Source organism: Ideonella sp. A 288, assembly GCF_002198735.1.
Lineage (GTDB): Bacteria > Pseudomonadota > Gammaproteobacteria > Burkholderiales > Burkholderiaceae_C > Pseudaquabacterium.
In genome coordinates, this window is sequence record NZ_MWLO01000163.1 from 48,228 (window position 1) to 62,471 (window position 14,244).

The window sequence follows — 14,244 nt, forward strand, 5'->3', positions numbered from 1 at the left end:
ACGAGGTCGCTGCGCCGGGGCCTGCAGGACCCTCTCGCGCCACCGTGCGTGGGCTGAATCGCTGCCGCGCAGCGCGCGCCGCACACGCTGCCCGCCCGGGGATGGCCGGCGATGCCATCCGTATAATTCGATTTTGCGTCTGGAGCCTGTCCCATGCGCCTTCTTGGCAAAGCGCTCACCTTCGACGACGTGTTGCTGGTGCCCGCGTTCTCCCAGGTGTTGCCCCGCGACACCAGCCTGGCGACCAAGCTGTCGCGCAACATCACGCTGAACCTGCCGCTGGTGTCCGCGGCCATGGACACCGTGACCGAGGCCCGCCTGGCGATCGCCATCGCCCAGGAGGGCGGCATCGGCATCGTGCACAAGAACCTCACGCCCCGGCAGCAGGCGGCCGAGGTGGCGCGCGTCAAGCGCTACGAATCGGGCGTGCTGCGCGACCCCATCACCGTGTCGCCGGGCATGCCGGTGCGCGAGGTCATCGCGCTGTCGCGCCAGCACGGCATCTCGGGCTTCCCGGTCATCGAGGAAGGCCGCGTGGTGGGCATCATCACCGGGCGCGACCTGCGCTTCGAGACCCGCATGGACGCGCCGGTGCGAGAGATCATGACGCCGCGCGAGCGCCTGGTCACCGTTGGCGAGCGTGCCACCATCGAGGACGGCAAGGCGCTGATGCACAAGCACAAGCTCGAGCGCGTGCTGGTGGTCAACGAGGCCTTCGAGCTGCGCGGGCTGATGACCGTCAAGGACATCACCAAGCAGACCAGCTTCCCCAATGCCGCGCGCGACGCGCTGGGCAAGCTGCGCGTGGGCGCGGCCGTGGGCGTGGGCGAGGGCACCGAGGAGCGGGTCGACCTGCTCGTCAAGGCTGGCGTCGACGTGCTGGTGGTCGACACCGCGCACGGCCACAGCAGCGGCGTGATCGAGCGGGTGCGCTGGGTCAAGCGCCACTACCCGCAGATCGACGTGATCGGCGGCAACATCGCCACCGGCGCCGCAGCGCTGGCCTTGTGCGAGGCGGGCGCCGACGGCGTCAAGGTGGGCATCGGCCCTGGCTCCATCTGCACCACCCGCATCGTCGCCGGTGTCGGCGTGCCGCAGATCACCGCCATCGACAACGTGGCCACCGCGCTGAAGGGCGTGGGCGTGCCGCTGATCGCCGATGGCGGCATCCGTTACTCGGGCGACATCGCCAAGGCCATCGCGGCCGGCGCCAGCACGGTGATGATGGGCGGCATGTTCGCCGGCACCGAAGAGGCCCCGGGCGAGGTCATCCTGTACCAGGGCCGCAGCTACAAGAGCTACCGCGGCATGGGCTCGATCGGCGCGATGAAGGCCGGCTCGGCCGACCGCTACTTCCAGGAAAGCGACGAGAACAGCAACCCCAACGCCGACAAACTGGTGCCCGAGGGCATCGAGGGCCGGGTGCCGTACAAGGGCACGATGATCAGCATCGTGTACCAGATGGCCGGGGGCCTGCGGGCGTCGATGGGCTATTGCGGCTGCGCCAGCATCCCCGAGATGCACACGCGCTCCGAGTTCGTCGAGATCACCGCCGCAGGCATCCGCGAGAGCCATGTCCACGACGTGCAGATCACCAAGGAAGCCCCGAACTACCGCATGGAGTAAGAGCCTGTGAACACTCCCAGCACGCCCGCTCGTGCGCCCCAGACGGCGCCGCTCGTCGTTGCAAATGCTCGCCATGGCTTGGGCCATGGCTGTGCTTTGCGTCTAGATCGACACTGTCTGGAACGCCCGCTCTGGCGCGCTGGAATCGCTCACAGGCTCTGACCTTGTCCCAACCCCCTGACGCCCGGCCCGCCGCGGCCGCACCGTCGAATGGCCGCCGCGAGGCGGCCATGTCGTTCATCCTGGTCACCGTGCTGATCGACATGGTGTCGATCGGGCTGATCATCCCCGTGCTGCCGCTGGTGGTGGGCAGCTTCACCACCTCGCCGGCCCAACAGGCGTTCTGGTACGGCGTGGTGTCCTTCGCCTTCGGCCTGTCCAGCTTCTTCGGTGCGCCGGTGCTGGGGGCCTTGTCCGACCGCCATGGCCGTCGGCCGGTGCTGCTGATCGGCTTCACCGGCCTGGCGCTCAGCTTCTTCGTCACCGCCATGGCCACCGCGCTGTGGATGCTCATCGCGGTGCGCGTCTTCAGCGGGGCGATGCAGGCCAATGCCTCGGTGGCCAATGCCTATGTGGCCGACATCACGCCGCCCGAAGACCGCGCGCGGCGCTTCGGCATGCTGGGTGCGGCCTTCGGCGTCGGCTTCATCCTGGGCCCGGTGATGGGCGGCCTGCTCGGCGGCATCGACCTGCGGCTGCCGTTCTTCGTGGCCGGGTCGCTGTCCATGATCAACCTGGCCTATGGGTGGTTCGTGCTGCCCGAATCATTGGCCATGGACAAGCGGCGCGATTTCTCCTGGCGGCGCGCCAACCCGGTGGCCGCGCTGCGCGGCTTGACGCAGTTGCATGGCGTGGGCCCGCTGGTGGCGGTGGTGGCCCTGTCGGGCATGGCGCAGTTCGTCCTGCACACCACCTGGGTGCTCTACACCAGCTTCAAGTTCGGCTGGGGCCCGGTGCAGAACGGCTGGTCGCTGTTCGCGGTGGGCACCATGTCGGCCATCGTGCAGGGCGGCCTGCTGCGCCACCTGCTGAAGCGCTGGACGCCGCAGCGCCTGGCGGCGATGGGCCTGGTGTCGTCGGCGCTGTCCTACCTGTGCTGGGGCCTGGCCACCGAGGGCTGGATGATGTACGCGGTGATCGGCCTGAACGTGCTGGGCTTTGCCGTCGCCAGCTCGGTGCAGAGCATGATCTCCAATGCCGCCGATGCCCGCGAGCAGGGCCAGACCATGGGCTCGGTGGCCGCGCTCAACAGCCTGATGGCCGTGATGGCGCCGGTGGTGGGCGCGACCCTGCTGGGCCTGGTGTCGCATCGCCCGCCGGGCGACTGGCTGATGGGCCTGCCGTTCTACTTCTGCGCTGCGCTGCAGGTGCTGAGCACGCTGCTGGCCTTCAAGCACTTCCGCCACACCCGCCACATCGCCGCCACGGCGGTTTGAAGCTACCACCATGCACGACAAGATCCTGATCCTCGATTTCGGCTCCCAGGTCACCCAGCTGATCGCGCGCCGCGTGCGCGAGGCGCACGTGTACTGCGAGATCCACCCGAACGACGTGTCCGAGGCCTTCATCCGCGAGTACGCGCCCAAGGGCATCATCCTGTCGGGCAGCCACGCCAGCACCTACGAAGAGCACGACCTGCGCGCGCCCGAGGTGGTGTGGCAACTGGGCGTGCCGGTGCTGGGCATCTGCTACGGCATGTTCACGATGACGGTGCAGCTGGGCGGCCAGGTCGAGGCTTCCACCCACCGCGAGTTCGGCTATGCCGAGGTGCGCGCGCACGGCCACACCCGGCTGCTCGACGCCATCGAGGACTACCGCACCGTCGAAGGCCACGGCATGCTCAAGGTGTGGATGAGCCACGGCGACAAGGTCACCACGCTGCCGCCGGGCTTCAAGCTGATGGCCAGCACGCCCAGCTGCCCGATCGCCGGCATGGCCGACGAGGATCGGCGTTACTACGCCGTGCAGTTCCACCCCGAGGTCACCCACACGCTGCAGGGCCAGGCCCTGCTCGAGCGCTTCGTGCTGGAGATCTGCGGGGCGCGGCCCGACTGGGTGATGCGCGACCACATCGCCGAGGCCGTGGCCCGCATCCGCGAGCAGGTGGGCGACGAGGAGGTCATCCTGGGCCTGTCTGGGGGCGTCGATTCCAGCGTCGCGGCGGCCCTGATCCACCGTGCCATCGGCAACCAGCTCACCTGCGTCTTCGTCGACCACGGCCTGCTGCGGCTGAACGAGGGCGCGATGGTGATGGAGATGTTCGCCGGCCGCCTGCACGCCAAGGTGGTGCACGTGGATGCCAGTGCGCAGTTCCTCGGCCACCTGGCCGGCGTGACCGACCCCGAGGCCAAGCGCAAGATCATCGGCCGCGAGTTCGTCGAGGTCTTCAAGGCCGAGGCCGCCAAGCTCAAGGCCGCGCAGGGCGACGCCCACCGCGGCGGCGCCAAGTGGCTGGCCCAGGGCACGATCTATCCGGACGTGATCGAAAGCGGCGGCGCCAAGACCAAGAAGGCCACCACGATCAAGAGCCACCACAACGTCGGCGGCCTGCCCGAGACGCTGGGCCTCAAGTTGCTGGAGCCGCTGCGCGACCTGTTCAAGGACGAGGTGCGCGAACTCGGCGTGGCCCTGGGCCTGCCCCACGACATGGTCTACCGACACCCGTTCCCGGGCCCGGGCCTGGGCGTGCGCATCCTCGGCGAGGTGAAGCACGAGTACGCCGAACTGCTGCGCCGCGCCGACCACATCTTCATCGAAGAACTGCGCAAGGCCGTGGACGAGCACACCGGCAAGACCTGGTACGACCTCACCTCGCAGGCTTTCGCGGTGTTCCTGCCGGTGAAGAGCGTCGGCGTGATGGGCGACGGCCGCACCTACGACTACGTGGTGGCGCTGCGCGCCGTGCAGACCAGCGACTTCATGACCGCCGACTGGGCCGAACTGCCGTATTCGCTGCTGAAGAAGGTGTCGAGCCGCATCATCAATGAAGTACGCGGCATCAACCGTGTCACCTACGATGTGTCGTCCAAGCCGCCGGCGACGATCGAGTGGGAATGACGGTTGCGAAGAATCTCTATCAATCAGAGGGTTACGACTCCTCGTTGGGGATTCGATCGCATTGTCAACGGGTCGGCGCGCCTTGGTGATGGCGGATGTCCGGACGGTAGCGGTACCACTTGGGACGTCGAGCTGACGGTAACAAGAATGCGCCGCCTGTCCTTTGCCTCTTCCCTTGATGAGCCAGTTGTTCAGCTCGTACGACGGCTTCGACGCGAACTGTCGAGTGCGTGCGCCCGGCCAGGAGCTAACCAACTCGGTCTGGCTCATGCAGGTTGAACTCCGTCCCTCGCCAGATGCCGGTGAACGTTCGCTTGGCAGAAGTCCAGATAGGCCTTGACGATGCTGGATGAATGCCTGTGAAACGGGTGAATCGGCATGACCATCCAGACGGCCATGCCGTCGTCGGATGTCGCGGTTGCAGCGCTCGAGACCTCAGAACCTGGTGCCGGCCATGGCCGCCGTGAAGGCCTGCGGGTTCCAGTACTCGCGGTAGTTGGCCATCAGGCCGTTGCGGAAGGTCACCACCGTGGCGCAGCTCAGCTCGTACGGGTTGCCGTTGCTGATCACGCGGCCGGACACGCTCCACTCGGCGATGGCCACGTTGGGGTCGTCGGTGGCGTGGATCTTCAGCGTCGGAATGGCCTTGATGTCGATGGCCTTCGGGTAGTCCTTGATGTACGCATAGACGGCCGCGCGGCCGACCAGCTTCCGGGTCGCAGGGTCCGGCGAGAACGGAAACTCGGCGACGACGTTCTCGTCGCACAGGTCGGCCCAGCCCTTCATGTCCTTGGCGAGGAAGGTGTCCAGGCCGCGCTTGAGCAGCTGCACGGCCGTCATGCCTTTGCCCATGTCCTGGGCTTGTGCGGGTGCAGCGAAGGCAGTGACCGCGAGCGTGGCGGCGGCCATCAGGCGCCGCTGGCCGGTGCGCTTGGCGATGCTTGTGTGCTGATCGGTGTACATGGGCCTGTCCTCAGATCTTGATGAAGTGGGTGGCAGACAGGCTGCCGAAGGGCAGCTGCGACAGGCGGCCACCCGTGACCAGCGAGCCGAGGTCCACCGGGAAGTAGCCGATGGCTTCGAGCACCTGGCGGACGGCCTGCTTGGCGTCGGCGTCGTCGCCGGCATAGAACTGCACGCGAAGGCCGCCGGAGACCTCGGGCTGCGCCAGCACGTTCACGTCCAGGTGGTTCAGCGCCTTGACGACGCGAGCGCCGGGCAGCATGTCGCGCACCACCTCGCTCGACGAGCGGCCACCCAGGTCGATGGCCTTGATGCCGTAGGCGGCCAGCGGGTTGCTCGGGTCCTTGGCGTCGGGTGAACTGGGGTCCAGGAACTCGACGGGGTTGGTGCCGTCGATGACGATGCGGTTGTTCCAGGCCGGCAGGCCCTTCAGTGCCGTGCCCAGGTCGGTCCAGCGCACGGCGATGAGCACGATGTCGGCCGAGGCCGCTTCTGCCACGGTGCCGGCCTTGATGGATCCGCCCAGTTCGGCCACCAGCGAAGCCAGTGACTCTGGCCCGCGGCGGGTGGAAATGGTGGCCGCAATGCCCTTCTTGGCGAGCGCCCGGGCCACGTTGCTGCCGAGTGCGCCGGAACCGATGATGCCGATGTTCATGATGATGTCTTTCGTTGGGTTGGGTTGGGGACGAGGAAAACGTTCAAGGGTCGGTCTGCGCAGGCATCTGCTGCCTGCCTGCGATTCGCCAGTCAGCTGAGCTGGGCCGCAACAGGCAGGCTCTGCCTGATACGGCGAATCTCGGCTTCGCCGCGGGCCAGCGCGTCGGCGTTGGTGTGCACGGAGTACCGGCCCATCACCATCGGATGCGGGTGCGGCACGGCAGAGCCCAGCACGAAGCGCGTGTCGGTCTCGGCGACGAAGTCGATGGCGGTTTCTGAAGGGGCAAAGCTGACGAGTTCGCCTGTGGCAATGGGTTCACTGGCCCGCAGCTGCCCACTGGCCACCGCCACCCAGGCCACGGTGTGGCCGGCAGGCGGCGTGTAGCGCCAACGTTCACCCTGCGCCAGGGTCAGCGACAGATAGGTCATCGCAGACGGCGCTTCTACGGCAATGCGCGCCGCGCCGTAGTGGCCCAGCAGCACGCGCGCCGGGCCCATCTGCGGCACCTCGGACGGCGCCAGATACCGGCTGAACGCCGGTGCGCCTTCCAGCTCGGCGGGCAGCGCCACCCACAGCTGAAAACCCTGGCCCGGCCTGTCGCCCACCGGTTCGCCGGTGTGCCACACGCCGCTGCCGGCCTGCATCCACTCCACGCCACCCTCGGGCAGCACACCGGCCTGGCCGGTGCTGTCGGCGTAGCGCACATCGCCCTGGGCCATGAAGTTCAGCGTGGCGATGCCGGAGTGCGGGTGCATGCCGAAACGCGTGCGGCCATGCCGCGCATCGAAGTTCACCAGGTCCAGGAAGATGAACGGCTTGAGGACTTGGCCCAGGTCACCGGGGCTCATCAGGCGGGTGATGGGCCCGTGCGTGCTGCCTCGGGTGCGGTGCACGACGGCGCGGGTTGATGGCGCGACGGAGACGAGGGCTTCAATGGCAAGCAGGGTAGACATCGGTTGGGGTGCCTTGATTCGATGACGGAAGCTTAAGAATCCGCTCGTTGATTGACTAGACGGCACAATCGGATTGAACTAGTCCAGGCATGCAAGTAATCAACCATGCTCGATCTCAATGACGTCGCCGTCTTCGTGCAGGTGGTGCGCTGTGGCAGCTTTGCCGAGGCCGCGCGACGACTGGGCATCCCGCCCAACACCTTGAGCCGCCGGGTGCAGCAGCTCGAAGCGCACCTGGGCACGCGCTTGATGCAACGGTCCACGCGCAAGCTGTCGCTCACCAGTGCGGGTCGGGACTTCCACGACCGCTGTGCCGAGGCTGTGGAAGGACTGGTCGACGCGGGCCAGTCCTTGCTGTCCCGCAACGAATCGCCCAGCGGGCTGGTGCGCGTGGCGGCGCCCGCCGACTTCTTCGACTTCTTCCCGATGGAATGGCTTGCAGAATTCCTGGCCGAGCACCCGCAGGTCCGGGTGGACTTCGTGCTAAGCGATGCGCGTGCGGACCTGATCGCCGACCGCATCGATGTCGCCATCCGCGGGGGCGTGCTGGAAGACTCCGCCTTCTTCGCGCGTCGGGTGCTGGACGCCGGGCTGGATGGCCTCGTGGCCAGTCCGGCCTACATGGCAGCGCGTGGCACGCCAGCGACCTTGCAGGACCTGGCTGCCCACGACTGCCTGGTGTTCGCGCACCCCAGCGGGCGTGCGACCTGGAGCCTGTCAGCCCACGATGGCACCGACGCCGAGGTGCAGGTGGCTGGCCGGCTCAGCGGCAACACCGTGCAGGTGCTGCGCAAGGCCGCGCTGGCCGGTCTGGGCATTGCGCTGCTGCCGTCGACGATGACGCGGCGAGAACTGCGCGCCGGCCTGCTGGTGCCGGTGCTGCCGCACTACCACCGCAAGGGGCACGGCGTGCACCTGGTCTACGCCAGCCGCCGTTATCTGCCCTCGGCCGTGTCGGCGTTCATCGACCTGGTGGCCAGGAAGCTGGGCGACGCGGAAGACTTGCCGATGGCGACGGCCGGCACCCCGGCCTGACCTGCCTTCAGTCGCGCGTTGAATGGCTCTTCGCCATGTCTGCACGAAGGGCTCGGGGCGATACCCCGAAATGGCTGCGCACCGCGTGTGAAAAGGCACTGGGCTCGGCATAGCCCAGGCGTTCTGCCAGCGTCGAAAGCGGCACGCGGCTGTCTGCCAGCAGTTCCACCGCCTCGCCCATGCGCGCCGCCTCGATGAGCTGACGGAAACTGGTCCCCGCCTCGGCCAGCCGCCGCTGCAAGGTACGCACGCTCAAGTCGAGCCGGTGCGCGACTGAGTCGCAGCGCGCATCGGCATAGCCTTCGGCAGCCACGGCCGCGATGACCTGCTCAACCAGCACATCACTGCGCCCCTGGGCTTGGCGCATGTCGTCTGCGCGGCCCAGCAGCAGACGCAAGAGGCTCGGGTCGGCAGCAGGCCAGGGGGCGTCGAGCACCTCATCGTCGAATTGCATGAAGATGTCGGGGCGACCCAGCCATACCGGGCAGTCGAGCTGTTCTTCGTAGGCCGCGACAAGTGCCGGGTCGGTGCCCGGCAACCCCACCTGCGATGGCCTCTGCCCATCGGGCACGCAGCGGTAGAGCATGGTGAGGAAGCCGGCAAACAGGGAGTCGACCTGGGCCGGATGCATGGGCACCGCGCAAGGTGTGATGGTGTAGAGCATGCGCATGCCGCCCCTCACGCCATGCAGGCGGAAACGGCCTGAGTTGCTGACCAGTTGCTGGTAGCGCACGCAGCTGCCCAATGCAGCGCGCAGCGTGGCGCTGTGCATCACCACCAGCGTCAGCACATTCATCGCCTGCAAGGGCAGCCCTGCGCCAACACGCAGACCCAGCAGTGGGTCGCCGCTGATGGCCGCAGCGCGTTGCCACAGCCGGCGCACCTGCACCAATTGCAGCTGCCGCGTCGGCGCGGCAAGGCCGCGCTCCGGGGTGCCCAGCCCAGCCTCCAGCTCGCCGAAGTCGATGCCCAGGCGTGCGAACTGCGCCGCCACACCCATCAGCCAGGTGGCGATCACCGTCTGCGGCGTGGTCATCGTGAGCGCCACCCGAGCTGGCGTGTCGGATCAAGTTTTTGGCACATGGTCGCATGGTCAGGCGGCGCACGCGTTTTCACAATCCGTGGAAAACGCCCCCCCAGCCAAGGAGACACGCCATGTTCCGCATCACCGTCAGCTACCCCAACACCGAAGGCAAGCGCTTCGATCACGCCTACTACCAGTCCACGCATCGCCAACTGCTGATGGACCGCCTGGCGGCCCATGGCCTGCTGCGCGTGGAGATGGACAAGGCGCTGGCCGATGGTTCCGGCGGCAAGCCCGCAGTGGTGGCCTGTGCCCACATGATCTTTGCCGACCTGGCAGGTTTCAAGGCGGGTATGGGCGCACATGGCCAGGAGATCATGGGCGATGTGGCCCGGTACACCGACATCACGCCCGGTGTCCTGATCAGCGAGATGGCGCCATGAACACAGCCACCTTGTCCGCCACGCCTGTCCGGCGGTTCTGGGGCTGGGGCTATCTGCGCGACGGTCTCACCGACGGTGAACTGCGTGGGGTCCACCAACTGCTGGCACCGCTCGGCCCGATGGGCCCGGTGCTGTCCGAGCCGCAGGTGGCGGACTACACCCTGGCTGCGTCGCGCGGCCAGTTGCCCGGTTCACTGTCGTCGATCGTGTCGTCCACACCCTACGACCGCCTCTCGCACTGCTACGGCAAGGGCTTCGCCGACGTTGCCCGCATGTGGATGCGTCATGCCCCACAGGCGCCCGACTGGGTGGCGTTCCCGCGCACCGAAGCCGACATCACCGACGTGCTGGACTGGGCAGGCCGGAACAACGTGGCCGTCGTTCCCTTTGGCGGCGGCACCAGCGTGGTGGGGGGTGTCGAGGCGGCGGTCGGTCCCGACTACGCCGCCACGCTGTCTCTGGACCTGGAGCACTTCAACCAGGTGCTGGAGGTCGACACCGCCAGCCGCGCCGCGCTGATCCAGGCCGGCATGCTGGGGCCTGATCTGGAGGCTGCGCTGCGGCCGCATGGGCTGACGCTGCGGCACTTTCCGCAGAGCTTCGAGTTCAGCACCCTGGGCGGCTGGATCGCCACCCGGGCCGGTGGCCACTACGCCACCCAGTACACCCACATCGACGATTTCGTCCAGAGCACGCGCATGGTCACCCCGGCTGGGGTGGTCGAAACACGGCGCCTGCCGGGCTCGGGTGCCGGACCGGCGCCCGACCGGCTGGTGATCGGCTCCGAGGGCACGATGGGCGTCATCACCCAGGCGTGGATGCGGCTGCAGACCCGGCCGACGTTCCGCGCGTCGGCCTCACTGGCATTCGACGATGTGTTCACTGCAGCCCGCTGCGTGCGTGCGCTGTCGCAATCGGGTCTGCAGCCCAGCAACTGCCGCCTGCTCGATGACCGCGAAGTGGCCTTCGCCGGCGTGGGTGATCGCAAGAGCCCGACGTTGGTGCTGGGCTTTGAATCCGCCGACCACCCGCTGCAGGCCTGGATGGCGCGTGCGCTGGAGCTCGTGGCCGATCACGGTGGACGGTGGGATGCACAGACCGTGGCCGATTCCATGCGACCGGCCGATGCACAGCCTGCCGCACACCGCAGCGGCGCGGCGGGCGACTGGCGCAATGCCTTCATCCGCATGCCCTACTGGCGCGACGAGACCACCCGCCTGGGGGCCATCTTCGACACCTTCGAGAGCGCCATCACCTGGGACCGCTTCGAGGCCTTCTACGACGGCGTGCGCCAGGATGTGGAGTCCGCCATCGAACGCGTCACGGGTCATGCCAGCCGGCTGTCGTGCCGCTTCACCCATGTCTACCCCGACGGGCCGGCGCCGTACTTCACCTTCACCGCGCGTGGCAGCAGCAACGGTGACATCGCCAGCGCCCTGGCGCGTTGGCGCGAGATCAAGCTCGCCTGCAACGAAGCGGTGGTGCGCCACGGCGGCACCTGCACCCACCACCACGCGGTAGGCCGCGATCACCGCAGCCCTTACGAGACCGAGGTGCCGCCGCTCATGCGCCAGGCCCTGGCGGGCGCCAAGGCGGTATTCGACCCGCGCGGCGTGATGAACCCCGGCGTGCTGTTCGACCCAGTCGGGCGCGCGGTGGGCATCCGCGGCGTGCTGGAGCCCGGCAGCGCCGGCCGTTGAACCGCGGCATGCACGCCAGACCCGCTCGCGAGGCGCGCGGCGGGCCTCGACTCGATCGGAGACAACGATGACCGACATTTCACTCGTGCGGCGGGCCCTCGTGCTGGCCGCTACCACTGGCGCCTGCAGCGTGCAAGCGCAGGGCTTTCCGAGCAAGACCTTGACACTGGTCGTTCCGTATCCGGCCGGTGGTCCGGCCGACGCGACGGCGCGCTGGCTGGAGCCGGGCCTGCGCAAGTCCCTTGGCCAGGTCATCGTGATCGACAACGTCGGTGGCGCTGGCGGTTCGCTCGGTATCCAGAAGGTGCTCGGCGCAACGGCCGATGGTCACCAGTTCCTGCTGGGCACGCCGAGTGACGTGATCCTCACGCCGCTGGCGCTGGCGGCCGTCAAGCACCGGCCTGAACAGCTTCGGCTGGTCGGGCTGGCCACGCGCGCACCGCTGGTGATGGTCGGCAACATGCAGATGACGGCACGCAGCGCGCAGGAACTGCTCAATGGTGCACAGAAGCCCGGCGCCCGTGAGCTGAGCTACGGCAGTCTGGGCGCGGGCTCGCTCTATCACCTGCTGGCCGAAGAACTGTCCTCACGACAGAAGATCCGCATGACACACGTGCCCTACAAGGGCGTGGCTCCGCTCGTGCAGGACCTGATCGGCGGGCAGGTCGATCTGGCCTTTCTGCCGTCGGCAGGCAACCTGGGCGACCTGATCCAGCATGGCAGGCTGCGTGCGTTCGCCGTCACCGACGGCCAACGCCTGGTCCGTCTTCCCGACGTGCCGACGATGAACGAGGTGCTCGGCGCGCAGGACTTCATCTACGAGATCTGGGCCGGCCTGTTCGTGCCGCGCTCGGTGCCCGCCGATGCAGCCCAGCGGCTGAACCTTGCGGTGAACGAAGCCCTGCAGGAACCCGAGTACCGGCGTCAGGTGGAGGCCTCGGGCGCCAGCGTGGGAACGCGCCTCGGCCTGGTCGAGGCCGACAGCTACCTGGCCGAGCAGACCGCACGTTACCGGCGGATGGCGCAGGCCGTGAAGCTCGAGCCGCAGTGATGTCGCCGTCCATCCCACAGGGCCGTGGCGTGGCCACGCTCGCCGACATCGAGGCCGTCGAGCGCGCCGCACCGCTGGAGAGCAGGTTGCCGCCGGGCGGCGTCTGGACCATGCTGGAGGCCGCAGGAGACCGCCACGCAGACCGCCCGGCGCTCAGTTTCCTGCCCAACGGTGACCCGCACGAACCTGCGCAGACCTGGACCCATGGTCAGTTGCTGATGCAGTGCCGTCGACTGGCCAACTGGTTGCACGCGCAGGGCGTGCGGTCGCCTGCCGGCGTGGCGGTGCTGATGCCCAACCTGCCGCAGACCTACGTTGCGCTCTTCGGCAGTCAGGCCGCTGCCGTGGTCTGCCCCATCAGCCCCACCCTGGGCGCCGCCGCGGTGGCCGGCATCCTGGTGGCGGGTGGCTGCGAAGTGCTGGTCGCAGAAGGGCCGGCGCGGAACCCGGCGCTGTGGCAGCGTGCCTGTGCTGCTGCCGCGCTGGCCCCGGGCCTGCGCCATGTGCTGGTGGTGGGTGGCTTGGTTGGCGACATGGGTGTCGGCATGCCTGCGGGTTTGCAGGTGCATGACTTCGACCTGACCTGCGCGTCCCAGCGTGGCGACCGGCTCGATTTCAAGCCGTCGAACGAGCCGCAGTCGCCCACCGCCCGCTTCCACACCGGGGGCACTACCGGTGCGCCCAAGCTGGCCACCCACACCCAGCGCAACCAGGTCTACCTGGCGTGGTGCATGGGCGAGATGGTGGGCTTCAACCCGCAGGACGTGGTGCTGATCGGCCTGCCACTGTTCCATGTGCATGCGGTCATTCCGCTCAGCATGGGGCCGCTCAGCCGGGGCGCCCACCTGGTGCTGCTGGGGCCGCAGGGCTTTCGCCATGCCAGCGTGATCCACGGCTTCTGGCGCATCGTCGAGCGCTTCGGCGCCACCTGCTTCAGCGCCGTGCCCACCGTCTACGCCGGTCTGCTGCAGGTGCCGATCGCGGATGCCCGGGTCGGCAGCCTGCGCGTGGCCTTCAGCGGCTCCGCACCACTGGCGCGCCAGGTGGCGCAGGATGTGCAGGCCCGCACCGGGCTGGTCATCCTGGAAGGCTACGGCCTGACCGAGGGCACCTGCATCTCCACGCTGAGCCCGCTGCGCGGCGAGCGCCGCATCGGCTCCATCGGGTTGCGCCTGCCCTACCAGGCGATGAAGGTGGCACGGCTGGACGAGCAAGGCCGCTGGCTGGCGGATTGCGCGCCCGGCGAGGCCGGCCACCTGCTGATCCAGGGGCCCAACGTGTTTGCGGGCTATGCCGATGCAGCCCAGACCGCCGCAGCCTTCGCCGCACCTGGCTGGCTGGACACCGGCGACCTGGGCCACTGCGATGCCGACGGCTACTTCTGGATCTCCGGCCGCGCGAAGGACCTGATCAAGCGCAGCGGCCACAGCATCGACCCGCAGGGCGTGGAAGAAGCGTTGCATGCCGACCCCGCAATTGCCCTTGCTGCCGTGGTGGCCCGACCCGACGCGCGCGCTGGCGAGGTGCCCGTGGCCTTCGTCAGCCTGAAGCCCGGCGCCCTTGCCGACCCGGCCCAACTGCTGGCCGCCTGCCGCCAACGCCTGGGCGACCCGGTGGCCGCGCCGGTACAGCTGACCGTGCTGCAGCAACTGCCGATGACGGCGGTGGGCAAGCTCGACAAGGTGGCGCTGCGCGCGCTCGCCGCGGCCGACAACATCAACTGAGAGCCTCACG

12 protein-coding genes are annotated in these 14,244 nt (G+C 68.4%); 8 read left to right on the forward strand and 4 right to left on the reverse strand.

Annotation, left to right across the window (positions count from 1 at the left end):
- Positions 1-153: 153 nt before the first annotated feature.
- From guaB to guaA, 3 genes are all read left to right on the forward strand, one after another.
- Positions 154-1,626: an IMP dehydrogenase gene (guaB, locus tag EOINJALH_RS30525; protein ID WP_088287414.1), complete on the forward strand. Its 1,473-nt coding sequence runs from the start codon at positions 154-156 to the stop codon at positions 1,624-1,626.
- Between the two features lie 164 nt (positions 1,627-1,790).
- A complete protein-coding gene (locus tag EOINJALH_RS30530; RefSeq protein ID WP_144290231.1) occupies positions 1,791-3,062 on the forward strand; it encodes a TCR/Tet family MFS transporter in 1,272 nt (423 codons plus the stop codon).
- Between the two features lie 10 nt (positions 3,063-3,072).
- Complete coding sequence (gene guaA / locus EOINJALH_RS30535; RefSeq protein WP_088287418.1) at positions 3,073-4,683, forward strand: glutamine-hydrolyzing GMP synthase; 1,611 nt, start codon at positions 3,073-3,075, stop codon at positions 4,681-4,683.
- Positions 4,684-5,118: 435 nt separating this feature from the next.
- Here the strand turns inward: guaA and EOINJALH_RS30540 are convergent, their stop codons facing one another.
- The 3 genes from EOINJALH_RS30540 to EOINJALH_RS30550 form a co-directional block, all read right to left on the reverse strand.
- Complete coding sequence (locus EOINJALH_RS30540) at positions 5,119-5,646, reverse strand: nuclear transport factor 2 family protein (RefSeq protein ID WP_199873518.1); 528 nt, start codon at positions 5,644-5,646, stop codon at positions 5,119-5,121.
- Positions 5,647-5,656: 10 nt separating this feature from the next.
- A complete protein-coding gene (locus EOINJALH_RS30545) occupies positions 5,657-6,301 on the reverse strand; it encodes an NADPH-dependent F420 reductase (RefSeq protein WP_088287420.1) in 645 nt (214 codons plus the stop codon).
- Between the two features lie 92 nt (positions 6,302-6,393).
- Positions 6,394-7,257, reverse strand: a complete 864-nt coding sequence (locus tag EOINJALH_RS30550) for a pirin family protein (protein ID WP_088287421.1) — start codon at positions 7,255-7,257, stop codon at positions 6,394-6,396.
- 105 nt (positions 7,258-7,362) lie between these two features.
- Between EOINJALH_RS30550 and EOINJALH_RS30555 the strand changes: the two genes are divergently transcribed.
- Entirely contained in the window at positions 7,363-8,292 is a 930-nt protein-coding gene (locus EOINJALH_RS30555; RefSeq protein WP_088287423.1) for a LysR family transcriptional regulator, read from the forward strand.
- Positions 8,293-8,299: 7 nt separating this feature from the next.
- Here the strand turns inward: EOINJALH_RS30555 and EOINJALH_RS30560 are convergent, their stop codons facing one another.
- A complete protein-coding gene (locus tag EOINJALH_RS30560; protein ID WP_088287425.1) occupies positions 8,300-9,328 on the reverse strand; it encodes an AraC family transcriptional regulator in 1,029 nt (342 codons plus the stop codon).
- Between the two features lie 119 nt (positions 9,329-9,447).
- Here EOINJALH_RS30560 and EOINJALH_RS30565 point away from each other — a divergent pair, with 119 nt between their 5' ends.
- The 4 genes from EOINJALH_RS30565 (at position 9,448) to EOINJALH_RS30580 (ending at position 14,234) form a co-directional block, all read left to right on the forward strand.
- Positions 9,448-9,759, forward strand: coding sequence for an EthD family reductase (locus EOINJALH_RS30565; protein ID WP_158219958.1), 312 nt, complete (start codon positions 9,448-9,450; stop codon positions 9,757-9,759).
- Positions 9,756-11,459: an FAD-binding oxidoreductase gene (locus tag EOINJALH_RS30570; protein WP_088287429.1), complete on the forward strand. Its 1,704-nt coding sequence runs from the start codon at positions 9,756-9,758 to the stop codon at positions 11,457-11,459. Before EOINJALH_RS30565 ends, EOINJALH_RS30570 begins: the two co-directional genes overlap by 4 nt.
- Positions 11,460-11,526: 67 nt before the next feature.
- Positions 11,527-12,510: a tripartite tricarboxylate transporter substrate binding protein gene (locus EOINJALH_RS30575; RefSeq protein WP_088287431.1), complete on the forward strand. Its 984-nt coding sequence runs from the start codon at positions 11,527-11,529 to the stop codon at positions 12,508-12,510.
- Positions 12,510-14,234 carry an acyl-CoA synthetase gene (locus tag EOINJALH_RS30580; RefSeq protein WP_088287433.1) on the forward strand — a complete coding sequence of 575 codons (1,725 nt, stop codon included), beginning with the start codon at positions 12,510-12,512 and terminating at the stop codon, positions 14,232-14,234. Before EOINJALH_RS30575 ends, EOINJALH_RS30580 begins: the two co-directional genes overlap by 1 nt.
- Positions 14,235-14,244 lie beyond the last annotated feature (10 nt).

What these genes read in the sequence shown, in the direction of transcription:
- EOINJALH_RS30575 (WP_088287431.1), top strand. Translation starts at nt 11,527, where the DNA reads ATGACCGACATTTCACTCGTGCGGCGGGCCCTCGTGCTGGCCGCTACC.
- EOINJALH_RS30545 (WP_088287420.1), bottom strand. Translation starts at nt 6,301, where the DNA reads ATGAACATCGGCATCATCGGTTCCGGCGCACTCGGCAGCAACGTGGCC.
- EOINJALH_RS30540 (WP_199873518.1), bottom strand. Translation starts at nt 5,646, where the DNA reads ATGTACACCGATCAGCACACAAGCATCGCCAAGCGCACCGGCCAGCGG.
- EOINJALH_RS30550 (WP_088287421.1), bottom strand. Translation starts at nt 7,257, where the DNA reads ATGTCTACCCTGCTTGCCATTGAAGCCCTCGTCTCCGTCGCGCCATCA.
- EOINJALH_RS30555 (WP_088287423.1), top strand. Translation starts at nt 7,363, where the DNA reads ATGCTCGATCTCAATGACGTCGCCGTCTTCGTGCAGGTGGTGCGCTGT.
- EOINJALH_RS30570 (WP_088287429.1), top strand. Translation starts at nt 9,756, where the DNA reads ATGAACACAGCCACCTTGTCCGCCACGCCTGTCCGGCGGTTCTGGGGC.
- guaA (WP_088287418.1), top strand. Translation starts at nt 3,073, where the DNA reads ATGCACGACAAGATCCTGATCCTCGATTTCGGCTCCCAGGTCACCCAG.
- EOINJALH_RS30580 (WP_088287433.1), top strand. Translation starts at nt 12,510, where the DNA reads ATGTCGCCGTCCATCCCACAGGGCCGTGGCGTGGCCACGCTCGCCGAC.
- guaB (WP_088287414.1), top strand. Translation starts at nt 154, where the DNA reads ATGCGCCTTCTTGGCAAAGCGCTCACCTTCGACGACGTGTTGCTGGTG.
- EOINJALH_RS30565 (WP_158219958.1), top strand. Translation starts at nt 9,448, where the DNA reads ATGTTCCGCATCACCGTCAGCTACCCCAACACCGAAGGCAAGCGCTTC.
- EOINJALH_RS30560 (WP_088287425.1), bottom strand. Translation starts at nt 9,328, where the DNA reads ATGACCACGCCGCAGACGGTGATCGCCACCTGGCTGATGGGTGTGGCG.